The 25,728-nt window shown below is 44.1% G+C and carries 21 protein-coding genes and 2 riboswitches; of the genes, 9 read left to right on the top strand and 12 right to left on the bottom strand.

The genetic code is table 11. The features are described 5' to 3' along the window. Positions 1-57 precede the first annotated feature (57 nt). Positions 58-879 carry a phosphodiester glycosidase family protein gene (locus IE130_RS08655; RefSeq protein ID WP_189584622.1) on the top strand — a complete coding sequence of 274 codons (822 nt, stop codon included), beginning with the start codon at positions 58-60 and terminating at the stop codon, positions 877-879. 197 nt (positions 880-1,076) lie between these two features. On the opposite strand, the gene IE130_RS08650 is transcribed toward IE130_RS08655, so the two are convergent. The 5 genes from IE130_RS08650 to IE130_RS08630 form a co-directional block, all read right to left on the bottom strand. After that, positions 1,077-2,273 carry a globin domain-containing protein gene (locus IE130_RS08650; protein WP_189584619.1) on the bottom strand — a complete coding sequence of 399 codons (1,197 nt, stop codon included), beginning with the start codon at positions 2,271-2,273 and terminating at the stop codon, positions 1,077-1,079. A gap of 303 nt (positions 2,274-2,576) precedes the next feature. Continuing rightward, positions 2,577-3,800 carry a vWA domain-containing protein gene (locus IE130_RS08645; protein ID WP_189584617.1) on the bottom strand — a complete coding sequence of 408 codons (1,224 nt, stop codon included), beginning with the start codon at positions 3,798-3,800 and terminating at the stop codon, positions 2,577-2,579. Positions 3,801-3,894: 94 nt separating this feature from the next. Then, positions 3,895-4,758, bottom strand: a complete 864-nt coding sequence (locus tag IE130_RS08640) for an AAA family ATPase (protein ID WP_189584614.1) — start codon at positions 4,756-4,758, stop codon at positions 3,895-3,897. Between the two features lie 378 nt (positions 4,759-5,136). Continuing rightward, positions 5,137-5,781: a hypothetical protein gene (locus IE130_RS08635; RefSeq protein ID WP_189584611.1), complete on the bottom strand. Its 645-nt coding sequence runs from the start codon at positions 5,779-5,781 to the stop codon at positions 5,137-5,139. Positions 5,782-6,175: 394 nt separating this feature from the next. Continuing rightward, a complete protein-coding gene (locus tag IE130_RS08630; protein ID WP_010199666.1) occupies positions 6,176-6,496 on the bottom strand; it encodes a YcgL domain-containing protein in 321 nt (106 codons plus the stop codon). Between the two features lie 237 nt (positions 6,497-6,733). After that, positions 6,734-6,905, top strand: a riboswitch (glycine riboswitch). Positions 6,906-6,959: 54 nt separating this feature from the next. Further along, a riboswitch (glycine riboswitch) is annotated at positions 6,960-7,118 on the top strand. Between the two features lie 168 nt (positions 7,119-7,286). On the opposite strand from IE130_RS08630, the gene gcvT reads away from it, so the two are divergent. The 5 genes from gcvT to IE130_RS08605 all read left to right on the top strand — a co-directional run bounded on the left by gcvT (position 7,287) and on the right by IE130_RS08605 (position 13,866). After that, on the top strand, positions 7,287-8,459 hold the full coding sequence (gene gcvT, locus IE130_RS08625; protein ID WP_189584607.1) for a glycine cleavage system aminomethyltransferase GcvT: 1,173 nt from the start codon (positions 7,287-7,289) through the stop codon (positions 8,457-8,459). A gap of 69 nt (positions 8,460-8,528) precedes the next feature. Next, the gene (gene gcvH / locus IE130_RS08620) at positions 8,529-8,909 is read left to right on the top strand and encodes a glycine cleavage system protein GcvH (RefSeq protein WP_189584604.1); all 381 of its coding nucleotides are present in this window, start codon (positions 8,529-8,531) and stop codon (positions 8,907-8,909) included. Positions 8,910-9,237: 328 nt separating this feature from the next. Next, positions 9,238-9,996 carry a nitroreductase family protein gene (locus IE130_RS08615; protein ID WP_189584601.1) on the top strand — a complete coding sequence of 253 codons (759 nt, stop codon included), beginning with the start codon at positions 9,238-9,240 and terminating at the stop codon, positions 9,994-9,996. Positions 9,997-10,058: 62 nt separating this feature from the next. After that, on the top strand, positions 10,059-12,956 hold the full coding sequence (gene gcvP / locus IE130_RS08610; RefSeq protein ID WP_189584598.1) for an aminomethyl-transferring glycine dehydrogenase: 2,898 nt from the start codon (positions 10,059-10,061) through the stop codon (positions 12,954-12,956). A gap of 220 nt (positions 12,957-13,176) precedes the next feature. Then, positions 13,177-13,866, top strand: coding sequence for an esterase/lipase family protein (locus tag IE130_RS08605; RefSeq protein WP_189584594.1), 690 nt, complete (start codon positions 13,177-13,179; stop codon positions 13,864-13,866). On the opposite strand, the gene IE130_RS08600 is transcribed toward IE130_RS08605, so the two are convergent. The 4 genes from IE130_RS08600 to IE130_RS08585 all read right to left on the bottom strand — a co-directional run bounded on the left by IE130_RS08600 (position 13,856) and on the right by IE130_RS08585 (position 17,745). Then, positions 13,856-15,181, bottom strand: a complete 1,326-nt coding sequence (locus IE130_RS08600) for a ribonuclease D (protein ID WP_189584591.1) — start codon at positions 15,179-15,181, stop codon at positions 13,856-13,858. The genes IE130_RS08605 and IE130_RS08600 overlap by 11 nt on opposite strands. A 164-nt stretch (positions 15,182-15,345) precedes the next feature. Next, the gene (gene recR, locus IE130_RS08595) at positions 15,346-15,939 is read right to left on the bottom strand and encodes a recombination mediator RecR (RefSeq protein WP_189584576.1); all 594 of its coding nucleotides are present in this window, start codon (positions 15,937-15,939) and stop codon (positions 15,346-15,348) included. Positions 15,940-16,046: 107 nt separating this feature from the next. Further along, the gene (locus tag IE130_RS08590) at positions 16,047-16,376 is read right to left on the bottom strand and encodes a YbaB/EbfC family nucleoid-associated protein (protein ID WP_189584573.1); all 330 of its coding nucleotides are present in this window, start codon (positions 16,374-16,376) and stop codon (positions 16,047-16,049) included. A 94-nt stretch (positions 16,377-16,470) separates the two neighbouring features. Further along, the gene (locus IE130_RS08585) at positions 16,471-17,745 is read right to left on the bottom strand and encodes an O-succinylhomoserine sulfhydrylase (protein ID WP_189584570.1); all 1,275 of its coding nucleotides are present in this window, start codon (positions 17,743-17,745) and stop codon (positions 16,471-16,473) included. A gap of 440 nt (positions 17,746-18,185) precedes the next feature. On the opposite strand from IE130_RS08585, the gene IE130_RS08580 reads away from it, so the two are divergent. The 3 genes from IE130_RS08580 to dusA all read left to right on the top strand — a co-directional run bounded on the left by IE130_RS08580 (position 18,186) and on the right by dusA (position 22,450). Continuing rightward, complete coding sequence (locus tag IE130_RS08580) at positions 18,186-19,829, top strand: phospholipase D family protein (protein ID WP_189584568.1); 1,644 nt, start codon at positions 18,186-18,188, stop codon at positions 19,827-19,829. 236 nt (positions 19,830-20,065) lie between these two features. Then, positions 20,066-21,370 (top strand): MFS transporter, encoded by a 1,305-nt coding sequence (locus IE130_RS08575; protein ID WP_189584565.1) that lies wholly within the window; start codon positions 20,066-20,068, stop codon positions 21,368-21,370. Between the two features lie 108 nt (positions 21,371-21,478). Next, complete coding sequence (gene dusA / locus IE130_RS08570) at positions 21,479-22,450, top strand: tRNA dihydrouridine(20/20a) synthase DusA (RefSeq protein WP_189584563.1); 972 nt, start codon at positions 21,479-21,481, stop codon at positions 22,448-22,450. Between the two features lie 213 nt (positions 22,451-22,663). Here dusA and IE130_RS08565 read toward each other — a convergent pair whose 3' ends face one another. From IE130_RS08565 to sppA, 3 genes are all read right to left on the bottom strand, one after another. Further along, complete coding sequence (locus tag IE130_RS08565) at positions 22,664-23,455, bottom strand: CPBP family intramembrane glutamic endopeptidase (RefSeq protein ID WP_227676174.1); 792 nt, start codon at positions 23,453-23,455, stop codon at positions 22,664-22,666. Positions 23,456-23,546: 91 nt separating this feature from the next. Then, positions 23,547-24,437 (bottom strand): alpha/beta fold hydrolase, encoded by an 891-nt coding sequence (locus IE130_RS08560; protein WP_010199629.1) that lies wholly within the window; start codon positions 24,435-24,437, stop codon positions 23,547-23,549. A gap of 229 nt (positions 24,438-24,666) precedes the next feature. Then, complete coding sequence (sppA, locus tag IE130_RS08555; RefSeq protein WP_189584560.1) at positions 24,667-25,713, bottom strand: signal peptide peptidase SppA; 1,047 nt, start codon at positions 25,711-25,713, stop codon at positions 24,667-24,669. Between the last annotated feature and the right edge of the window lie 15 nt (positions 25,714-25,728).

The raw sequence follows: 25,728 nt of genomic DNA, 5'->3' as shown, positions 1-25,728 counted from the left end.
TATTTCACCATTCATGAGCGTTTATATTTTACTCTTTATCAAAAAGACAGATGATTGATGCCAAGTTCCGTTTTCACCTTACCACACACTCTACTGACAGCAGCGCTTATTACGTTAAGCGTCAGTGCTTGCCAGCCCATCACCAAACAAGATTCTGATAGTAATACAGGAATTTGGTCATGCCAGACGCAAAACTCACCGTTTACTTACAGCGTCTGTCGTGTTGATGCTGATGCGTTAAATAGCGAACGCTCTTCTCTACAGCTGTTTTGGCAGCCCTCCGATAGCAGTCAGCCGCTACTAACCTTTGACAATTTATTAGCGACATTACCAAGCAATCAATCGCTTAGCTTTGCCATGAATGCAGGTATGTATAACGAAAATTATGCACCGATTGGCTATACCGTCATCGACGGTAAAGAGATTCGCGCGTTAAATACCAAAGAAGGTGGCGGCAATTTTCATTTACTGCCAAATGGTGTTCTGTGGTGGGATAAAGCTGGTAAAGTACAAATCACTGAAAGCAATGCTTTAAATGAGCAGCTTAAAAATGATGAGGCAGAGCCTAGGTATGCCACTCAATCAGGTCCTATGCTGGTCATCGATAACGAGATACACCCGCAATTTAATCCTGATAGCACCTCACTCAAGATTCGTAATGGCGCAGGTATTTGTGACGACGGTAGCATACAGTTTGTTAATAGTGATGAGCCTGTGACGTTTTATCAATTTGCATCGTTGTTTAAGAATGACTTAAGCTGTCCAAACGCGCTATTTTTAGATGGCGGGATTGCGTCAGCATTATATGCGCCCAGCATTGATAAGCACGACAAAAAAGAGATGGGCGTGATGATTGGACTGGTTGAAAGTAAAGATTAATTTGCCTTTATATTTCAAAGTTAATATCTAATCAACTGCCTGCCCTCATATAGTTATGTCAATATAAAAGAGATACAGCATGGTGTCCTGTATGCATTTTATTTAGTATCGACTATAGTATGTCGCATAAAAAGCACTTGAGACGACTTTGTCATCCAAGTGCTTTTTTATTACTAGCAACAGTCAATAGCTAAAAACTAGCCGCCCAGACTCATCTTGGGACCAAACGGTTCGTAATGGACACTATCGACACCGTGATCTAACGTCACTAGCCCATCGATCATACTTTCCATAAATGGCATCGAGCCACAGACATAAATATCAGCAGGCTCAGGCAAGGTAGCAAGCCATGCCTCATCTAATAATTGTCCCGACTCAAAATAGAAGACATGCTTTTCTACAGTCTCAGCCTTTTTTAATAGCTTATTTACTTCGGTATTAAAAGCATGATGCGCTTCACTTTGGCAAGCATAAACCCAGATAATAGGACGTTTTGGATTGGCTAATACTTGTGCTTCTAACATAGATAGCACAGGGGTTACACCAACACCCGCACTCATCAATACCAGCGGAATCTCATTTTGCTGTACCAAATCTTGATTGAGCGCAAAGTCACCTGCTGGTGCCGATAATAAAACCGTGTCACCCACTTCTAATTGGTCGTGCATATAGTTAGAGACCAAACCATGATGCTCATTGCGATTGTCGCGTCTGACCGCAAACTGAATACCTGCATCGGTACTAGCAGAGTACAAAGAGTAATGACGTAGCGCAACATGGTCACTGTCTTTTGGGTCTGTTTTCACTGTGATGTACTGACCCGCGGTTAACGTCAATTTGCTCAGGTCGATCTGTTGATGACTTTCTGCATTATCCTTGGCTGGTACAACTGTAAAAGCAGCAATATCCGTAGCAGCTGCTACCTTTTTAGTCACTACAAAAGGCGCAAAACTCTGCCACATTGCCTCCTTATACATGCCATGTTCAATCTGAATAAATACTGAGGCAATCTCATCATAAGCTTCCGTCCAAGCATCGATGATATCGTCATTGGCAGCCTCTCCCAATACTTCCTTGATTGCACCGATTAAGTGCTTACCAACGATGGGATAATGCTCGGGCAAAATTTGTAAAGCACGATGCTTGTGGCTGATTTGGGTGACTTGTGGCAATAACGTCGCCAATTTATCCAAGTGCTTAGCAGCGGCTAATACGGTCGTCGCCAGAGCCGTCTGTTGACGGCCCAATTTTTGATTGGTTTCGTTAAATATGTCCAACAGCTCGGGGTGCTCTTCAAACATGTTTTTATAAAATACCGTGGTGATTGCCGTTCCATGCTCTTCAAGGACGGGAACAGTTGCGGTGACGATTTCTAACGTTTTTGGTGAGGCCATGTTGTTTCTCTTAGTCATTAACTACATTGATAAACGGAGATGTGAAAAATAAAACACTCAAACTGGCCATGATGATTGGAGCTTTTTACAGTCGTGATCAAGCTTTTCAGCTTAGCCAATCAGAATAATCCTATAACATTCATTTTAAATGAATGTTATCATATTTTACTAAGCATACCAATGCCGCATTGCCATAAAGCTGATTTTTTAGCCAAAAAAGCAGCCGTTATGCTGTCATAACGGCTGCTTTTATCAAAAAATATGGGAATCAACAGGTTTTATAAGTTGGTGAAAACGCCAAAATTACCGCGCTAAATAATTGGTCATCTCTTCTACGCCATGCAACGTCATCGGATACATCTTATGATCCACTAATTTTTTGATCTCAACGATGGTTTGGGTATATTGCCAGTAAGAAGGCGCTTCAGGATTCAGCCAAGCCACTTTATCAAAATGATCAAGTACCCGCTTGAGCCAAACAATACCTGCCTCATTATTCATATACTCTACGCTACCGCCTACTGTCATCAGCTCATATGGCGACATTGAGGCATCACCGACGAAGATAACACGATACTCGCGACCGTATTTGTTGAGCAGCTCATACGTTGGCATCGGCGCACTGTGGCGACGATCATTGTCCTTCCAGACATAGTCATACAGACAGTTATGAAAGTAAAAAAACTCTAAGGTTTTAAATTCATTTCTAGCCGCCGAAAACAGCTTTTCCAGAGCTTCGACATGAATATCCATACTGCCGCCAACATCAAACAGCATCAATACTTTGACGCGATTGCGACGCTCAGCTTGCATATGAATATCAAGCACACCTTTTTTGGCGGTGCGTTTGATAGTCTCATGAATGTCTAGCTCATCCGCGCTACCGGTACGGGCAAACTGACGCAAATTCCGTAACGCCATCTGAATCTGACGGGTGCCAAGCTGGCTGTCGTCATCGAGATTACGATATTTACGCTGCTCCCAGACTTTAGCCGCGCTACGCTTACGTGACTCACCGCCGACGCGCACCCCTTCTGGATGATCGCCATAGGCACCAAATGGTGACGTACCGCCAGTGCCAACCCATTTACTGCCACCCTGATGACGCTCTTTTTGCTCTTTGAGACGCTCTTCCAAGGCTTTCATCAGCTCCTCTAACGAGCCATATTTTTTGAGCAATCGGCGCTGCTCTTCGGTCAAATTTTTTGGATCGAGCTTTAAATCTAACCATTCTTTGGGCACATCTGTGAGCTTAGACAATAGCTCATCCATATCCAGACTGTCGACACCCTCGAAATAATCTGCCATTGCCCGATCAAACTTATCAAAATGGCGCTCGTCTTTGACCATGCACAATCGAATCAACCGATACATATCTTCGCGACTGGCAAAGGTAGTCAATGCCGAATCTTCAGGATGCGGGTGCATCATCAGCCCTTTATCTAGCGCAGCATTTAGATCAAGCAGCTCGCGCGTACTGACTGGCACACCGTAAGTACGTAAGGTATAGAACAATTTGATAAACATAAGAGTCGCATCGCTTATTGGCTGATATGGTGACGAATGAAGCCGTCTTATTAACTTCAATCATGAGCTTTAATCATGACAAATGGTCTATTGCTTAACGACGCATCATATTAGCAAAGCGTTGCAACAAGCTCACATCGGCTTCATTTTTGAGCAGCGCACCATATAACGGCGGAATAGATTTTTCACCGCGTAGGTTTTCTTCCAGCTCTACTTGTGCCATATCATCAGCCAATAATAGTGTTAACCAATCAACCAACTCAGACGTTGATGGCGGCTTTTTAAGCCCTTGAACATTACGCAGCTTATAAAAAATATCGAGCGCATCATTGACCAGTTTTTCTTGAATCTCAGGAAAATGCACGTCGATGATTTGGCGCATGGTCTCTTCTTCTGGGAAGTCAATATAATGGAAGAAACAACGACGCAAAAAGGCATCGGGCAGCTCTTTTTCATTGTTCGAGGTGATGATAACCACTGGACGTTGTGCCGCGGTAATGGTCTCGCCTGTCTCATAGACATAAAAAGACATTTTGTCCAGCTCATGTAGCAAGTCATTTGGGAACTCGATATCGGCTTTATCAATTTCATCAATCAGTAGCACACTACGCTCTTTACTGGTAAAGGCGTCCCATAGCTTGCCGGGCTTGATATAGTTGCCAATCTCATACACCTTGTCATCACCCAGTTGCGAATCACGTAAGCGCGAAACCGCATCATATTCATACAGACCTTGCTCCGCCTTGGTGGTTGATTTGATATGCCACGTAATCAGCGGCATACCCAAACTCTCAGCCACTTCTTCTGCCAATAACGTCTTACCAGTACCCGGCTCACCTTTAATCAGGAGCGGCTTTTGTAACGTCATCGCTGCGTTAACCGCCAGCTGCAAATCGTCAGTGGCTATATAGTTTTGCGTACCGGTAAAGCTTTTCTTCGTTTTATCAGTCGTGGTCATAATCAAGTCTCAGTTATTGTTATAGATTAAGGCTATCAAGAGCCATAAAGGGCATAAAAGCAATCGATGGCAAATAAATAATCATTTAGATTAGCACAGCATGATTGATTGCCAAAATACTCATGCGTTCGCAATTGCTAATAAACAACATATATAGGGAGCGCCTTTTAACTATTTATCATCGCAGTCGTAAAACGTTTTTTCATAAAAAAAGACACGCATGGTGTCTTTTTTTATTCATAATACTTTTTATCTATTAACAGTGTCTCTTATTCATAACGGCTTTGATTGTACTTACCATAAGCCTAAGGCAAAGACCCAGTCACCTCTAGCAAAATTTTGATATCACTTTTCTGGTATAACTTTTCTGATATCACTTTACCGCTTATCAAGCTTTTCAGCATCGGGTGGCTTAGCTAAGCCACCGTCTTTTTTTAAGCTAATATCTGCTTTAGCATTAGCCGCTAAAGGCGTTTTATTAGACTGCTCAGCGACAGTAGGCGGATCCATCAAAGTCGCGTTTTCTGTCAAATAACTGCCCGTCGTCAGCTGCATGGTTGCTTGCGTATCTTCTGCGGTACGACTGCGCGCTTTGTCTAGACTTGACTCAAACGCACCACGAATAAGCTGCCAAACAAAGCCAATAAACAAGCCTGATACCAAGACAACCAATATCGGTAACATGTTGGTAATCGCGCCAGCTGTGTCTTTCATCATAATCGCATAGACCACAGAGATACTGGCCGGTGCAATCACACTTGGGTCGCTAAGGGCAGTGCCAGGTGCCAATAACACGGCAAACAACATCATCCAACTCATACCACCCAACGGTCGCGGCAGCATACGAGCGACCAACAACCACAATACCAACACAATAACGACACCACCAAGATACGCATACATTGGTAAGTCTGCGGGTGGCACGTCTTTTACCAGCTGTCCCCACCAAATAGCAATCTCACCGAGAATATCGCTAATGGCTTCCAGCGGTAAGCTGTTTATAATACCTTTTAACCAGTCCATGCGTGTGTAGTTACCTGCGTTTATAAATTGTGCGTCGCGTTGTTGCGCTTAATGATAAATATAGTCAAGGAACTTTAGAGTCGCTACAAAGCGACCGACCGCAGATAGTACACTGAGTACATCTAGGATAGGTAACACCGTAGCGGTTTAAAAATGCTCTGACTATAATATGTGCTGTTTTATTCACGAGAGTATCGTATACGTTATCGACAGAAGCCTTGGAGACAAGACTACTCAACTTGCCGCTCATCATTCATCACTCATATAGCCTGCTAGTTTATCACGACTTTCTATCAAAATGCATGAGCGCAAATGTGTCGTAAACTTTTTCTTAGTGGCTTTCATTTAACATATCAAAGAGATAGCTATCAAGAAAAATTTTCAAAAAAACGTATCAATCGTAAATGTTATCTTGTGCCTCGCGCGCACGTAATTCCGCTTGGCGGCGCATAACGTCTTGCGGTGGCATTTGTACAAAATATCCTTGCGACTGTAATTTTGCGAGTACCTCTTCTTTATCGACACGTGCAAGCGTTGGCGTGGTTGCCAAATCCAGATGCATCACAAATTTACTGCGACCTAAGCTTGCGCGGAAGTCTTTTGGTAGCACACCCAGCCAGTCCTTAATCTCGTCAGTGTCATCAGGATAATCAGGGCGGGCAATATAGACATACATGCCGTCATGTTTAGAAAATTTATAAATATCACAATGCATAAAAACCACCTGTCAGAAACTATAGGCGTAGGTTAGCATAATTTAGCCAAATTTCAGTAGTTGCTTTACGTTTTGATATAAGCAACCGCTCTAAAACTGAGACGATAAAACAGTAATAAAGGTACTCGGTTTATCGCGGAAGTACCTAATTATCCTCACAAACAGGCACTTTTGCCGAAATTATCCATTTTAATGGCGTTGATGACTTGTAAAAGCGCCCTGAACCTTTCATAATAAAAGCGTTTTTCAGGAGAGAGTTTGTGAGCATAGTTATACTATAATATATGGTTATAACATAAAAAATATCGTATCAAACCGCATTGGTCATACGACGTATATAATTGCTACACGACCACCGAAGGCGCATCCACCCTGCCAATCGCTCAGGTAAAAGGACTGAAAAACGCATGTCACGACTGTTTCGCTGTCTACCGTCAATCGCGTAGCGCATCCAAACATAGGGCATAACAAATCTGGAGAGCGGTAAGGACGGACGACGTCTTACCCACCGAAGGGGAGAAAATGCGACATCATTTGATTTGATTTTTTGAAGCTTATGCTTTAGAAACTAACAGTGATGGTTCGTGTTGAAAATCTCAGGTTACAGGACAGATAGGGCTTTTGCTTAAACTGACGTTCAGCGTCTGTTTGGCTGGCGGCTTTATCTTTTTTTTCTGTGCTACCCTTGGCTGCAATGCTTGCACCCTGCAACATTGCTTCTCGCTACTATGATACTGCGCATCGCTCATTACTCTACCGAGTATGACTAATGTACACATAAGGATTTGTTATGACCGACTCTCAAAACACCAATACCTCAGCCCCTAAACGCACGCCCCTTTACCAGTCTCACGTTGATAGTGAAGGCAAGTTAGTGGATTTTTCTGGTTGGGAATTGCCGATTCATTATGGTTCACAAATCGAAGAGCACGAAGCGGTACGTACTGACGCCGGTATGTTTGATGTCTCACATATGGTCGTCGCAGATATCAAAGGCGCTGACACTAAGGCATGGTTACAAAAACTGCTCGCTAATGATGTCAATAAACTCAAGACTGCTGGCAAAGCGCTGTATTCTGGCATGCTAAACGAGCAAGGCAGCGTTATCGATGATTTGATCGTCTATCTTATGAATGCGGATGAAACCAAATATCGTATCGTCTCAAACGCCGCCACTCGCGATAAAGATATGGCGCAGTTCAATAAAGTCGCAGAAGGTTTTGACATCACCATCACTGAGCGTCCAGAGCTTGCTATGTTGGCAGTTCAAGGGCCACATGCGGTCGAAAAACTGGCACAAGCCAAACCAAGCTGGGCAGATACTTTAGCCGAACTCAAACCTTTCGTCGGTGCTGACTTGACTGATATCGAAGGCGCTGATTGGTTCGTCGCTCGTACTGGCTACACTGGTGAAGATGGTGTCGAAGTGATTATGCATGGTGATGATGCACCAGCGTTCTTTGAGCTATTAAAAGCCAACGGTGTAAAACCAGCGGGTCTTGGCGCTCGTGATACCTTGCGTATGGAAGCGGGCATGAACCTCTATGGTCACGATATGGACGAAACCATTAGCCCTTACGAATGTAATATGGGCTGGACGCTCGCGCTAAAAGATGAGCGCGACTTCGTTGGTCGTGCAGCGTTGGTTAGCAAACGCCAGCAGTCAAAAGACGACAACACAGCCATGAAGCAAGTGGGTCTCCTATTGACGACGCGCGGTGTGTTACGTGAAGGCATGACAGTTACCATTAATCAAGGCTCAGACAATGAACAAACTGGCATTATTACCAGTGGTACATTCTCCCCTAGTCTAAAAAACTCGATTGCGATTGCCCGTGTTCCTGCCAGCGTATCAGAGGATGATAATGTCCAAGTTGATCTACGTGGCAAAGGCAAGTTCGTTGATGTACGCGTTCTCAAGTTACCGTTTGTCCGTAATGGCAAGCAGCAGTTTGACTCATAGGCATTATAAACTCTATTATTAGCTTTCACTTTTTTTGTTAACCATCCTCTATCACTTAGGAGAGAGACCATGAGTAATATCCCAGCAGAACTAAAATACATTGCCAGCCACGAATGGCTACGTCTAGAAGACGACGGTACAATCACTGTCGGTATCACAGACCATGCTCAAGACTTGCTTGGTGACGTGGTGTTTGTTGAACTGCCTGACGTGGGTGACATCATCGCCGTTGATGACGAAATCTCAGTCGTTGAGTCAGTAAAAGCCGCCTCTGACGTTTATGCCCCGATCTCAGGTGAAGTGGTTGAGATTAATGAAGCGCTAGAAGACGATCCAGAAATCATCAACTCTGACCCATATGGCGAAGGTTGGTTCTTTAGAATGAAGCCTGACAACATCGCTGACTACGAAGCACTAATGACGGCTGATGAGTACGAAAACGATCTATAGTCCAAGCTTTCTTTTGTAATCAATATTTAGCTTATATTCGATAGTCATTTATATTCGATAATCACTTATATTCGCTAGTCATATGACGTGAAAACATGACAGATACTGGTGCTAACTGGTATCTGTACGCTTTATTTTAGACGCACTTATCATTTCAAAATATTCAGCAACTGTGCTAAATACGCATACTGCCATGAAAGATCGTTACTCAATGTTATTACCTCATATGCTCGTTAATGTATTTGCCTTATCTATTTGACTTGGTCTATAAAAATCTGCCATCGGTAATAAGCAAATTAATCACTTAATCCCCAGCATGGATCCTAATATGACTTCCAACTCTGATAACAACGACAACATTGCCACACCCGAACACACACCGCAGTTGCAAGCGTTTCGTGAGGTGGTCGAGTCACGTCGTTCAGTCCGTCGTTTTACTGACACGCCGATACCTGACGATGTGTTAGCAGATTGTCTGCGTTTGGCCATGCTAGCGCCGAACTCAAGCAATCTACAGCCGTGGGAATTTTATGTGATTGATAATGCTGATAAACGCAAACGTACCGTCAAAAACTGCATGAATCAAAACGCAGCAAAAACAGCAGCGCGCTTGATCGCAGTTGTCGCCCGTACTGACATTTGGCACGACCACGCCCAGCAGATCTTACGTGAGTATCCTGAGACGCCAGTACCGAAGAAAGTTAAAGACTATTATACCAAAGTCGTTGCCATGGACTTTTTACGTGGACCTGCCAACGTCGTATCAGCGGCTAAATGGAGCGCAACTCAAGTCGTCAGACGGGTAAAAGGGCCTATTAAATCGCCTTACTATACCTTTGAAGACACCAAAAACTGGGCGACCAACAATACCGCACTTGCTGCCGAAAACCTCATGTTGGCACTACGCGCGCACGGCTTTGATAGCTGTCCGATGGGCGGCTTCGATGAGCCTGCCATGAAGCGCTTGTTAGGCTTAAGCAATGATCAGCACATTATCATGATGATTGGTGCTGGCGAGCGTGCTGACAATGGCATTTACAACAGCCAGTTTCGCTTTGATCAAAAGCAATTTGTACATTACGTTTAATGCATCGCCATATTACTCTATTTAAATAAACCCTTTTATTACTCCCTTAACCAAGGATTGTCATGACTATTTCTCAAAACCCGACGTTTGATACCTTTCAAGGTTTATTCAACGAAGCTGAATTTGTCTATCGTCATTTAGGCTCAAATGAGACCAAACAAGCTGATTTACTCAGCAAAATTGGTTATAAAGACATGGCGAGTTTTATCAATGATACGGTGCCTGAGCCCGTACGCTTGCACAAAGACTTAGATTTGCCATTGGCAATGAGTGAGCATGCAGCGTTGGCTAAATTGCGCGCCATGGCAGATAATATCACCGTTAATAAAAGCTACATCGGCCAAGGCTATTCGCCTGTGCGTATGCCTGCGGTCATTCAGCGTAATGTCCTTGAAAATCCAGGTTGGTATACGGCTTATACGCCTTATCAAGCTGAAATCGCCCAAGGTCGTCTAGAAGCTTTGCTTAACTTCCAGCAAGTTTGTATCGATTTAACGGGTCTAGAAATGGCTGGCGCATCGTTACTTGACGAAGCAACGGCAGCCGCTGAAGCCATGGCGATGTCTAAGCGGGTAAGCAAAAGCAAATCAACGCAGTTTTTCGTTGATGATCGCGTCTATCCACAAACGTTAGACGTTATCAATACTCGTGCTAAGTACTTTGGTTGGGAAGTCGTCGTTGGTGATTTTGAAACCGCCAAATCTGGTGATTATTTCGGTGCGCTATTCCAATACGTCGGTGTTGAAGGTGATGTCAAAGACTTAACTGACGTTATCGCTGCAGTTAAGAAAAACAAAACGTACGTCAGCGTCGTCAGCGACATCATGAGCTTAGTATTATTAAAATCACCAGCGGATATGGGCGCAGACGTCGCTTTGGGTAGCACCCAGCGCTTTGGTATTCCAATGGGCTTTGGTGGTCCTCATGCCGCCTACTTTGCTTTCTCTGATAAAGCCAAACGCTCAGCACCTGGTCGTATCATTGGTGTCTCAAAAGATTCGCAAGGTAATACCGCCCTACGTATGGCATTACAAACCCGCGAGCAGCATATCCGCCGCGAAAAAGCCAACTCAAACATCTGTACGTCACAAGTATTGCTGGCCAACCTCGCTGGGATGTATGCGGTTTATCATGGTCCAGGTGGCGTAAAACGTATTGCCACTCGTATCCATGCTTTTGCCACAGCGTTTGCTAATGTCATTACAGAAGCCAACGATAGCAGTCTAAGTGTAGTACATGATCAGTTCTTTGATACCGTCGTTATCGATTGCGGTTCAGAAAAACTGGCGACGCAAATTTTTGCAAATGCAGACAATGTTGGTTATAACTTATGGCGTCTAGATGATAACAAACTGGGTGTCGCTTTTAGTGAAATCAGCGACCAGCATGACTTTACGGTGTTGACCCAGCTGTTCGTTAGTAAATCACATGACTTGCCTGAGACTGCCAGCCTGTCACTTGATAGCGCGCATTTGCGTACCGATGACATCTTGACCCATCCAGTATTTAACTCGCATCATACCGAGCATGAGATGCTGCGCTACTTAAAGTCGCTTGAAGACAAAGATTTAGCGATGAACCGTAGTATGATTTCATTGGGTAGCTGTACCATGAAATTGAACGCAACCAGTGAAATGCTACCGATTACGTGGCCTGAATTTGCCAATGTGCATCCTTTTGCACCGCGCGATCAAGTCACTGGCTACATTGCGATGATTGATAGTCTACAAGATCAACTTAAAGCCATCACTGGTTTTGACGATGTGTCGATGCAGCCAAACTCTGGCGCTTCAGGTGAATATGCTGGTCTGCTAGCGATTCGCCGCTATCATGAATCATTGGGCGAGACCGACCGTGATGTTTGCCTCATCCCAATGTCAGCGCATGGTACCAATCCTGCGACTGCCATGATGATGGGTATGAAAGTCGTCGTGGTTAAAACCGATGAAAACGGTAACGTCGACATCGAAGATTTGACCGCTAAATGTGAAGAGCATAGCGAGCACCTAGGTGCCTTGATGATCACCTACCCTTCGACGCATGGTGTGTTCGAAGAAGGCATCCGTCATATTTGTGACTTGATTCATAAGCATGGCGGCCAAGTCTATATGGATGGCGCGAATATGAATGCGCAGGTCGGCATGATGCAGCCTGCGGATGTTGGTGCAGATGTATTACACATGAACTTGCACAAAACCTTCTGTATCCCACATGGCGGCGGCGGTCCTGGCATGGGTCCTATCGGTATGAAGGCACATTTAGCACCATTTATGGCCAACCATACCTTAAGCCCTGTGCATAATGCGCAAAAAGACTGTTCAGCTGTATCGGCAGCGCCTTATGGCTCAGCCAGCATCTTGCCGATCTCGTGGATGTATATTGCCATGATGGGCCGTGATGGTTTGCTTAAAGCCACTGAACTGGCGCTGTTAAATGCCAACTACGTCGCCGCTCAGCTAAAAGATCACTACCCTGTTCTGTACGCTGGCAAAAACGGCCGCGTCGCGCACGAATGTATCATCGATATTCGTCCATTAAAGGATGAAACTGGTATCAGCGAAAGCGATATTGCCAAGCGCTTAATGGATTATGGTTTCCATTCACCAACCATGAGCTTCCCAGTTTCAGGTACGTTGATGATTGAGCCAACTGAGTCTGAATCTAAAGAAGAGTTAGATCGTTTTATCAGTGCGCTAAAATCTATCAAAGCTGAAGCGATGAAAGCCAAAGCAGGCGAAGACAATTGGACGTTAGAAGACAATCCACTGGTCAATGCACCGCACACCGCTTCTATGATCACCAGCAGCGAGTGGACGCATCCATACAGCCGTGATGTTGCCGCATTCCCATTGCCTTATGTACGCGCTCATAAATTCTGGCCAAGCGTCGCTCGTATCGATGATGCTTATGGTGATAAGAATCTGATGTGTTCGTGCCCAAGTATCGAAAACTATCTGTAATCGAAGTCTCCGATAAGTCATAAGTAGCTTTTTATAGAAAAACAAACCTCCAAGTCAGTAGCTGATTTGGAGGTTTTTATTTTGCTTACTTTTTATCTATCAAATTAACAGGTAACATTATTAATGGATAAGTGATAAATAAAGGCTTATACCGATAACAAAATATTTATCTTAAATCTTTGAAGCCGTAAATTTTTGAAGCAATGACTTGGATCTTACTATGCAACAAAAAAACCGCGTTATTCTGATTCATGGTCTGCATCAAACCACTTGGATCATGCGCCCACTGGCCAAGCGCCTGCAAGCAGCAGGCTTCGATACCCATCAATATAGCTACCGCAGTATGCGTGATGGCATCAAAACCAATAGCGCAGGCCTTAATACTTGGCTAGAAAAGCATCATCAGCCTGATCAGCCGATAGATTTGGTCGGTCATAGTTTGGGTGGTTTGATTATTCGTGATTTCGTCACTCAGTATCCCAAGTGGCAGATTGGACGTTGCGTGACGCTTGGGACACCGCATGTAGGAAGTGTTTGTGCAGATTATATCTGGCGCTTAAGCCCCGCTGTAGTAGGACGCTCATATGTCGATGCTTTAGATGGAACAGTCCCACCATTACCAGCACATATTACCTTGGGCGTGATTGCAGGAAATCGTCCGTATGGATTGGGGCAGTTATTTTTGCAGTATCATAACCGTAAACTGCGTAAAGCAGACAATATGCCATCAGCAGAATATCTGCTACACGATGGCACAGTATATATAGAAGAAACCAAAATAGAGGCAGCCACTGATCATATTGTTTTACCAGTTTCGCATACTGGGATGCTGGTCGATAAAGGTGTCACCACACAAGTGATGTATTTTTTACAACATGGACAGTTTGAGCATAAAAAACTTAAACATTGATACCCATACCCTGCTGCAACTCGGTTTTGTGCTTGTTAATCACTGGTATCAAAGTCTGCGTCACCCACTTATTGCGCCAGCCTTTTAAGCCTTCTGGTAGCTCGCTTAGGTTTTTATCAAACGCAATCACTTCATACAGCTGCCCTAGCCATTTTTTGCGCATCAATACATTAGCAGGTACACCAATAGCTTCTACTTGCTCATCAATCGCTTGCTGCACGGCTTTTGACAATACTTTATTTTTTGAGCGATACGGCGGCAATAGACAGTCTGGATATTCAGCAGGATGCAGGTTTTTTGCCTCTTTTATTACCTTAAGCAACTCTTCACCATACAGTCGCAGCATGCTACGGTGCATCGTGGTTTTGTGCGCAAGCTCTCGCATATTGCTCGGTTTTTCAGTGATAATCTCACGTACGGCTTGTTTTTTAATCACAAAAGTACGCGGCTGATTGGTCGAACGCGCTAGCTCTTCTCGCCACGTAGCCACTCCTTTGAGTATCGCCATTTGCTGCGAGTTATAGCGATAATCAGCCATCGTTAAGTACATCGCTTCGTCTTCAACATGCTGAGCGTCGTACAAATCGCTGGCATAAAGCTGGCAATCCGCCCATACATAACCGTATAAACCTTGCTTTTTTAGCTCGTATTCAAGGCTCAAATAGAGCGCTGGCAAAAAGCGTACATCATCAATCGCATATTGCTCTTGCTCATCTGAGAGCGGACGCTGTAACCAATCTGATTGGCTTTGTTCTTTATCGATATGCATATCTAATTGGTCATCAAGCGCCTGCTGATAGCCCATTTGCAGCTGTCCCGTCAAATAAGACAACGCAATTTGCGTATCAAAAATATTGGTCAACGGTGGGCAACCAGACAATAGATAAAAAATCCCTAAATCTTCACCACAAGCATGCCAAATCGCCACGTCAACTTCGCTAAGCGCTTGCCAAAAATCACCCAGTTGCAACTGCGGGGCATCTAGTAAATAGATGTGATCGCCTGTGTTTAGCTGTACCAGTGCCAAGCGCGGATAATAAGTATCGCGCTTGATAAACTCGGTATCTAATGCCACTCGCCCGCAAGTCGCCAATGCATCGATGACCTCAGCCAAACCATCTTGCTCACGCACCCACGTGATGGCAACTTCATCCGCAATATCCAATAATGCATCGATATTTGGTTCAGGCGGCACAGCTGCTGACGCTATTTCAGTATTAACTGATTGCTTTGATGAATCGTCAATAGCAGCAGTGTTGTCTGCAAGGTTTGATTGGGTGGCAGCGCTTGAAGCGGTTGGAACATGGTTAGACACGGGCAGATACCTGCATAAATAGGGGGAAAGAAAACGCCAAACTGCGTTTTAATAAAAGAAAAACGAGAAAAATAGTGGCAATTAAGCAATTATAACAAGTTCATAAAATAAAATGGGCAAGATTTGGGTTTTGTAAAGAACTTATAAAATTGCTAGAGATAATACTATAAGAAAGAGCGATTTTGCATCGCTTGTCCAAGGGTCATACTATCAAGGTACTCCAGCTCGCCACCCATCGGTACGCCTTGCGCCAAACGTGTGACTTTATTGACATGACGACTGACCGCTTCGCTGATAAAATGGGCGGTGGTCTGCCCTTCGACAGTTGTACCAGTCGCTAATATTAACTCTTCAACAGGCTCTTGCTTAACCCGCCAGACCAGCTGATCGATGTTTAAGTCGTCGGCACTAATCCCATCAATCGGTGATAAGTGACCACCTAAAACAAAGTAGCGTCCACGATAACCTGCCGTTTGCTCGATAGCCATCACATCCGCCGCCGTTTCGACCACGCATAGTAGGCCATCATCACGCCTTGGATCTTGACACAGTGGACAAACGGCCTCATCACTAAAGCTGTGACAACGCTGGCATTCGACGATATCACGCATCGCCTCATCAAGTGCTTGGGCGAGTGCCATGCCTTGTGGGCGTTTTTTGGTAAGCAAATGCAGCGCCATACGTTGGGCACTTTTTTGACCCACACCCGGCAAAATACGCAGCTGTTTGACCAGCTGATCAAATTTGGCTGTTAGCAAAGCATCTTCCTTTATTTAACTTAATTTATAAACCGTAGCTATAAAAATGGGGTCGTATCGTGTCGATAACAACCCCATTTTTGTCTTAAGTATGAAGTATTTAACGCTTAAAACATACCTTGCATACCTGGTGGCAGACCCATACCTGAGGTCGCGCCAGCCATGGTTTCTTCGTATAGCTCATCCGCTTGACGCACCGCATCATTGATAGCAGCAGCGATTAAGTCTTCGATCATATCTGGCTCATCTTCAAGCAAACTTGGATCAATGGTCAAACGCTTAACCACATGGCGACCCGTCATGGTGACTTTTACCAGACCACTACCCGCTTCTGCGTGAACTTCTTTATTGCCTAGCTCTTTTTTAGCATTTTCAACGTTTGCTTCGACTTTCTTTTGCATCGTTTGTGCTTGTTGCATTAATGCTTGGATGTTCATAGTTGCCTCTTTATTATTTATGATAATGCGTATCGTAGTGAGTAATTATTAATAACGTAAATTTTATGCGTTAACAGTGATTATACCGTTATCTTTACAAACTGTCTAAACCACGCGCCAAATCTTTAATGATATCTTCTACATCTTCTAAACCAACAGACAGACGAATCAGACCATCTTTGACGCCTGCTTCTGCCCTCGCCTCAGCGGTCAAGCGAAAGTGGGTAGTCGTCGCTGGATGGGTAATCGTGGTTTTGGCATCGCCCAAATTATTAGTAATAGAAACCATTTGCGTTGAGTCTATCACATGCCATGCAGCGGCTTTTGAATCAAGGCTAGCAGATGGCTTGACTTCAAAACCCATGATAGCACCATAACCACCTTTCATATGATGTTGACGCGTCGCCAGTTCATGAGCCGGATGATCGCTCAACCCTGAGAAATGCACCGTGCTAACATTGGGATGATTGACCAAGAAATCCGCCACTTGATTGGCATTTTGACAATGCGCTTGCATGCGCAATTTCAGTGTCTCAAGCCCTTTGGTAAACACCCACGCATTAAACGGACTCATGCTAATACCGCCTGAGCGTACCACGGTAAACGCTTCTTGCATGAGCGCATCGCTACCAACCAGCGCACCGCCCAATACACGACCTTGCCCGTCTAAGTACTTGGTCGCAGAGTGAATCACCACATCGGCACCCAAATCAAGCGGACGCTGCAAGGCTGGCGTGGCAAAGCAATTATCTACCACCAGTAAGATATCATTGGCTTTGCACAGCTGACTTAAATACTCAATATCACAAATCTGCGCCAATGGATTACTAGGACTTTCGCAATAAATAACTTTGGTATTTGGCTGCACCGCTTTTGCCCATGCGTCATTATCGAAGCAATCAACGTAGCTGACCTCAACATCAAACTTGGCCATATAATTATTGAATAGACCGATGGATGAACCAAACAGCTGATTGGCAGCCAGTAGATGATCGCCAGCTTTTAGATACGCCAAGCACATGGTCAAAATCGCACCCATACCCGAAGCTGTCGCAACAGCGCGCTCACCATTTTCAAGCGCTGCTAAACGGCGCTCAAAGGTACGAACGCTCGGATTGGTATGCCGCGAGTAGACGTTGCCCGTCTTATCTCCGTTAAAATGAGCGGCGGCATCTGCCGCTGAGGTATAAACATACGAGCTAGTAGTAAAGATAGCCTCTGAGTGCTCACCTTCATCCGTGCGATGTTGCCCTGCTCGTACAGCGATGGTCTGCATGCCATAATCAAGCCCTAAATCTAGGGCGTCGTTACGCCAGTTTGGATCTAACTTACTCACATTGCTCTCATTCTGCGTTTGCGACTGACTCATAAATCTTCCGTTACTTTTGTTAATAGTAAAATGTGTTAGTAGTAAAATGTGTTGGTAATAAAACGATTAGTAATAGAATGGCTGCTTGTTTTTAATTATGGATACCATTTGTCAGCGTTATCATAGCATGTCAACTTATTCCAAACATCTGGTTTCAGAGCCCTACTAAACATTATTTTTGAATACGTCTTGATAGAATCACCAAGTCTATAATCAAAATAAAACGCGAGCTTAGTCAAGTGCATAAACTAAAAAAATAACGTATTTATAATAGGCAGATAGGACGACAGCTGCTAAGCTTAGCGACCATTTAGGCTTTGTCCTACGCTTTGTCTCGAGTGTTATTTTTATAAGCATTATAATCAGCGCTATTATTTGAAAATAAACGAAAATACTCAGCAAACTTTCAATAAATCAAGGCTTATTAGGGTTAATCAGTTATGTCGATGCTAAATATAGAACCAAGCAATTTATCGCTGAGCCTAACACTCGGGTTGACCTTAGGACTGAGTGGATGTCAGATTTTGCCCGAACAGCCACATTTGCCTGAAAGCCAAGCCTTGTCAGCGCGAGTGAATGCTTTATATCAGCAAGAAAGCAACCCACAGCCTAAACAAATTGCAGCGACTGACACCAGTAATATCGATTTGGTGTCCGCTATCAGTGCACAGAATGACATTCACCCTGATTTGTCAGGCTATCACCCGATAGTGACTGGGGCAAATGCCTTTGCCGCGCGCAGTATCTTGACAGATATGGCCACACGTAACATCGATGCACAGTATTATATTTGGCATAATGACCAAGCCGGTCAACTACTGTTAAAAGACCTCTGGGATGCAGCTGAACGCGGCGTTATCGTGCGCTTGTTGCTCGATGATTTTAATAATAGCGCAAAGTTCGATCAGCATTTATTACGTTTTGCCAGCCACCCAAACATTGCGGTGCGCATTATTAATCCGTTGATGCATCGTAAATTTCAAACCTTAAACTTTGTCACAGGATTGCCGCGTATCAATCGGCGTATGCATAATAAGAGCATGACCTTTGACAAGCAAATCACCATCATTGGTGGTCGTAATATTGGTAACGAATACCTGAGTAATGATCAAAGCAGTCAATTTGCGGATTTGGATGTGTTACTTATTGGTAAAGTCGTCGCAGATATCGACAACAGTTTTGCCAGTTACTGGTCATCACCTTTATCATTTGATATCGAAACGTTGGCAAAATTTGATGATGATGTGACACCTGATTTTCTGTCCGCATTGGATAAGCTCGGTCTCGACGAAGACAATAACGAAGGCAGCAGTTTGACGGTCTATAAAGCGGCGATCAAAGACTCTACGATAGACAGCGATCTGATCAATAAACGGGTACCCTTTCGCTGGACGGATATGCAGTTTTTGAGTGATGATGTCGGTAAACTGAGCAAAACGGTTCCTACTGACACCAATCTGGTACATCAGCTGCGCACTTTGCTCGGTAGCCCAACCAAAAAGCTGACTATCATCTCTTCTTATTTCGTGCCGACTAAAGATGGTGTCGATACCTTGGTCAAGCTGGCCAAATCTGGTGTTGATATTAAGATTTTGACCAACTCATTTGATGCGACGGACGTCACTGCCGTTCACTCTGGCTATAGTCAATGGCGACCCAACTTGCTTCGCTCAGGCGTCAAAATATACGAGCTAAAATCAACGGCTGCTGAAGAAGAACGTGAAAACAAACTGTGGCGAGCGCGTAGCCAATCATCAACCAGCTTACATGCCAAGACTTTTGCCGTGGATGACTATCAAGTCTTTATTGGCTCATACAATGTCGATCCGCGCTCTGCCAATATCAATACCGAAATGGGCGTGATTATTAACGATGAGGAACTGGCAAGCCAGCTGCACGGTGCACTCAGCGATGATTTGTTAAATCAAGCTTATGAAGTCAAGTTGCTGGAGAGCGGCGCTTTGCAATGGCATACCATGGAAGATGGTAAAAAAGTGATCTATGATTCGGAGCCACGCGTTGATATGAGTGATCACATTTGGCTCACCATCATGTCATGGTTACCAATCGACTGGCTGCTATAAAGACGTAAGACCTTTTACTCACTGACCCTTAATTGACACTCAAAAGTTCAAGATTTCGGATTTAGCTTCTGTTAGATCAAACCCCTGCAACCAACATTGCTCATACCAAATACCCAAACCTACTGTTTCGGCAAATCATTATCTATCTACGTTGATTTGCCGGTTTTTATGATGAGCGGTTATCCAAACGATGACCGTCTTAATGACCACTTTACTCTGTGGATGCGTGATCTATTATGCCGTCTCGTTCTCAATATGCGTTAATGTCTACTAGAGACAAAAATGTAGTGCTGTTTATTAGCTTTACCAGCGCTGTGGTGTTTTTTGATTTTTTGATTTATTTGTACATGGCAGATATCATCTCGGCTGCATTTTTTCCTGCGAACACCAACCCTCAAGTTGTTAAACTACAAGGGCTGGGACTTTTTGCTGTTGGTTATTTAGCACGTCCAATTGGTGGTATCCTCTTTGGTCGATACGGCGATATAAAAGGTCGAAAGCCTATATTGTTGCTAAGTCTGATAGTGACCGCTGCAAGTTTGTTGGCGATGGCGTTTCTGCCCAATTATGCACAGTGGGGATGGATTGCGCCCGCTTTATTTATTTTCCTAAGGCTTATACAGGGTATGGCATATGGCCTTTATGTCCCCTTGGCATGGGTTTTTGTGGCAGAGCATGTACCACGGCAATATTTATCAGTAGCCTGTAGCTATGTCACTGCCAGCTTTTTAGTAGGTGTGCTATTTTCAAATGCATTCTTTATGTGGCTTTCTACCTTTATGACGACGGATCAGTTGACTGATTATGGATGGCGTTTGCCATTCTTAATTGCCGCTGTATTAAGCTTTTTGCCATTATTGATGTGGCGACTCGTCGGAGAGACACCATTCTTTCTTGCACTGGACAAGTCAAAAATTGGCACTAGCGCGAGCGAACCATTTACCATACTTTTTAAACATTGTAAGCATTCTATATTTGTTGGTATGGTACTGACGTTGGTCATTTCTAGCATTACCTCTGTTGTCATTCTACTGCTACCAGACTTAATAGAGATAAACTTTGTTTTAGATAGTGACCTATTTGGGTTTTCTCATAGTTTGGCCATCATATTTATGATTTTTGGCTGCATATTTTATGGCATGGTGTCTAACCATGAGAACTTTGGTAAAATTTTAGTTGTTGGTTCTGTTCTACTCATTGCTCAAATGCTGGCCTTCTTTTACCATTTGCAGGCAGGTGGTGATTACATATTAATCATGTATGCGCTATTAGGCTTCTGCGCTGGCATCGTCGGTATGGTACCTGCTATCCTTGTGCAATTGTTTCCGACCAATGTGCGCCTCACAGGAATGGCTTTTTGCTATAATATTACCTACGGTATCGTGGGCGTATTAGTACCTTTCGGTCTAGGCTATGCCACTACTCTAATAAGCTTCTCACCAGCACTATACATTACGTTTATCGGCTTTATTGGTATTATTATGGGGCTTTATTTTTATAATCTACCTGAATACAAAAAAATTGATCACGTGATCTCGTAAATAGCTGACCAGTATCCACATCAAGATTGAAACTAAGGTGCAATGGTATGTCTCATCCATTGCACCTTATCCATTTATTTAAGACACAAATATTAAGGCTTAATACCCATGGTTGATATGACCAATAAGCGACTGTCCGTTGCCCCGATGATTGATTGGACAACGACAGATTATCGTTATTTTGCACGGCTGTTTAATCCGCACACGTATCTATATACCGAAATGATCAGTACTGGTGCGCTCATACATGGCAATCGGGCTCGGCATTTGCGCTTTGATACACTTGAGCACCCACTTGTCCTGCAACTTGGCGGTGCAGATATTGGTGAGATGACCCAGTGTGCTGAATTCGCCCAGCAGCATGGCTATGATGAAGTCAATATCAATGTTGGTTGTCCATCAGATCGGGTACAGCATAACAAAATTGGCGCTTGTCTCATGGCCGAGCCAAACACTGTCGCCGATTTAGTCAAACATATGCAAGCGGCTGTCGATATCCCAGTGACGGTTAAACACCGCATTGGTATCGATGATTTTGACAGTTATGAGTTTATGGCAGATTTTGTGCAGAAAGTCGCTGCTGCGGGTTGTAGCCGTTTTATCGTTCATGCCCGTACTGCGTGGCTACAAGGTCTTAGTCCCAAGCAAAATCGCGACATTCCGCCACTGCGCTATGAGGATGTGTATCGTCTCAAACAAGACTTTCCACAACTCGATATCGAGATAAACGGCGGTATTGAGACAGTTGCAGATATTCAAACGCACTTGCAGCATATAGACGGTGTGATGATTGGCCGCGCGTTTTATCATAACCCTTATCTACTGGCAGAAGCCAACAGCTTATGGGGTGAGCCAGCACCTAAGCGCTCAGACATTTTGACGCAGCTTTATCCTTATCTAGAAGAAAAAGTCGCCAAAGGTGAGGCACTGCCCACGATGACGCGTCATTATTTAGGATTGTTTCAAGGGCTGACAGGTGCTCGAAAATGGCGTCAATCACTGAGCGGCAAACCCAAGCTGACCATAGATGATATTAAGCAAGCAGCGTCTGAGGTCTTGGCGTTAAACCCTGATGCGTAGCTTTCTTTGATTAAACAGACGCTTGATTAAACAGATTTTGATTAGGCCGTGTCCTTATTTTAAAAATGGCGATAAAAGTGAGATAAGTTGCCCTCAAACAAGGAAAATAGCGCAGATAATATCGAGATATTAGTCAGCTATTTGACACCGTTTGGCAAGATTTAGCCATTTTTGACCTATTTAGATGACCATCGATTGAATTGAGGACACGCCCTAAGCTGTTTGCGCTAAATACTGCCACATCGCAGCGCCATTATTCACAATATGTAGCAGCATTGGTAGTAGCAGCGAGCCAGACTTTACACGTGCGTAGCAGAATATCAATGCCAACACTACGATAGTGCTGATTTCATAAACGCCATATTGCAAATGAATCACCGCAAATATCAAACTGGTGATAATACTAGCAATGATCGCCCCACGCTGCTCTTGACTTGGTGAGACGACGAATTGCTCAGCAATGGCTGACCATAATATGCCGCGAAAGACCAGCTCTTCGTATAATGGCGCAACGATCACCATCGCAAACACCAGTAGCCACACTGAGCTGACTGACTGATACAGCGGGTCTACAAATACCAATGGTGATTTATCGAGCCAGTAAGTCAATGCCTGACTGCCAATCATAAATATCAATAGCAAGCCCAGCATGCCGACGCCAACCGTTACTGAAAACGGTTTGAGCGCTAGATACTGTTGCCAATTACCACCTCTTAATTGAATCAGCATAACGATGAGGGCGACTAGCAAGACACCGCCAATCATGATCGACACACTCACGACCGTGCCATTACTACTGCCAAAGAAAAATACATCAGCCACGCTTGAGCTTTTAGCTGCTGGTAATAACAGCTTGCCTGCAACATACACCCCTAACAATTGACTGATAAAAAATGATATGACCATTCCTACGGTCATTGAAAATGCACCGAAGCGTGAAAATAACGGCGAACGCTCGGGCGCATTTATAGACGGGTCATTGGTAGCACTAGGTTGGTTTGGCATAAGGCGGTGACTCAAAAAAATAAACGAGCAATGCTCCTGACAGCTTCATATAGTTATTCATATAAGCCGTTAAATAAGTAGCGAGCATCATTCATGTTGGGAGTTGTTGCTTGATTAAATCCAATACTTGCCGTGACACAGACTCTGGATGCTCAAGCGGGAACATATGACCACCCGCATGGGTTGCATAAGGAATATTGAGTCGGGATTTGATTTGCTGCGGGAAGCGGCGTTTCAGAAAGATACTGTCTTGACCAATAATCAATGTGACAGGTACTTTGGGCCCTCGATTTGGTGCCAGCCAATACCAAGAAGGATTGGTTCGAAAGACCGCCACTTCGCTTGCTTTCGGAATCGCTAATGTTACCTTGCCATCCGCACGCTCATGTAAACCGTGCTCGATATATCCTTGAAAGCTACGCTCATCAAAGTTTTTGAAAAAACCTTTATGCCGCATTTTTTCATACGCGTCGGCTCGGCTGTCCCACACATCGCGGCGATGCTTAGACACGCCAGCTGGTGACAGCTTGTCCATCAAACGATTATTCATAAGAGGCAATCTGTCTGCTGTCTTTGCCAAATGCCACAAAAAACTGACTTTGCCATAAATCCAAGGCGGATCCATTAATACCGCCTGAGCAAAGTGCTGAGGCGCACGGTACAGCGCCTGTAACGTACACATAGCACCCAGCGAGTGCCCAACGGCCACGACTTGCGAGATACCATGCTTCTCACAGGTGCTTTTTACACTATCTATAATCTGTTGAGTCAGTCGACGCCAATGATCATCCACTGGATAATCAGGCGTATTACCTAACATCGGGATATATTCGATAGTAAAAAACTCTGCTAAATGCTCAAAAAACGGCTGATAGACGGCACTTGGCATCCCATTGGCATGGGCAAAATGTATAACAGGCTTATTGGTTTTTTTGGAGACAGGTAGCGCTGCAAAGGTCTGCAAATTTATTTCATCTCTCATAACAGGCTCTCGTGGGATGGTTTATGTTATATATTATTTTTAATGATTGAACCTTATAGCATTCTTAAGCTAAATATCACCAATATAGCAAAATTGATAGCTATCGCGACATTGATAACGATTTACTCTTAAATAAGATATTTATTTAGCATTACATACAATTGAGGCTGAGCATAATTATATGCCCAGCCTCAACAATCATACACAGTATATCTAAAACATTAAACGCTTAACGCATCTTTGCGTTACCTTCTTCTTGTGGTAAAAAACCATCAAGACTAACGCTAGAGCCAATGCCTGCACCCAGTTGCACGGCAAAACGATCCATAAACATTTGGAACGGATCAGTTGGGCTATAGCTAATCACAGTATCAAGATCTAGTTGCTTACTCAGGCTTGTGATACTACCTGTCTTGTCTGCCAAACCTAGCTCAATAGACTGCTCGCCTGTCCAAAATAATCCTGAGAACAGTTTGTTTTGCTCAGGGTTTTTCAAGCGGTCACCGCGACCTTCTGTTACAGCATTAATGAAATGCTTATGCGTATTTGCCAGTACTTTTTCGACATGATTTTCTTCATAATCAGTCAATGGGCGCGACAAGCTTAAAATGTCTTTGTACTCACCAGCCGTAATAGTACGATCTTCTACACCAACCTTGTCCATCAAACCTTTGACATTGTAGCTTGGCATAATGACACCGATAGAGCCAACCAAACTTGATGGATTGACATAAATCTCATCTGCCGCAGAAGCGATGTAATAAGCACCTGAAGCACCAATATCACCGATAACAGCATAAAGCTTTTTATCTGGGTACTCTTTGCGCAAATCCATCATAGTCTGCCAGATTTCATCAGACTGTACAGGTGAGCCACCAGGTGAGTTGATATCTAATGCCACCGCTTTGGAATTACTATTCGCAAAAGCATCTCTCAAAGCTTCATTGACATCATAAGCATTGGCAACATCGTCATTACTGATGACGCCTTGCAGCTCAACCACGGCCAAATGCGGCGCGCTGGTATCGACTGCATCCATACCCGTTGGCGAACTACTACACCCACGACCAAGGGTCAAAAATATCAATAAGATATAACCAAAGGTCAATAATTTAAAGAAAATACTCCAGCGACGAGCGCGGCGCTGCTCAACCACACTAGCCAATAAGGTGTTTTCAATCAGGCGCCATTCTTGTCCGCTTGGCTGTGGCATCTGTGTCGGCTGATTTGCCGAATTGTCAGAACGTTTGTTAGGGTCTGGTGGCCAGTTGGGCATATAACTTCCTAAGTC

The sequence above is a fragment of the Psychrobacter glaciei genome, from assembly GCF_014652895.1.
GTDB lineage: Bacteria > Pseudomonadota > Gammaproteobacteria > Pseudomonadales > Moraxellaceae > Psychrobacter > Psychrobacter glaciei.
This window is presented reverse-complemented; position numbering and strand designations above follow the sequence as displayed.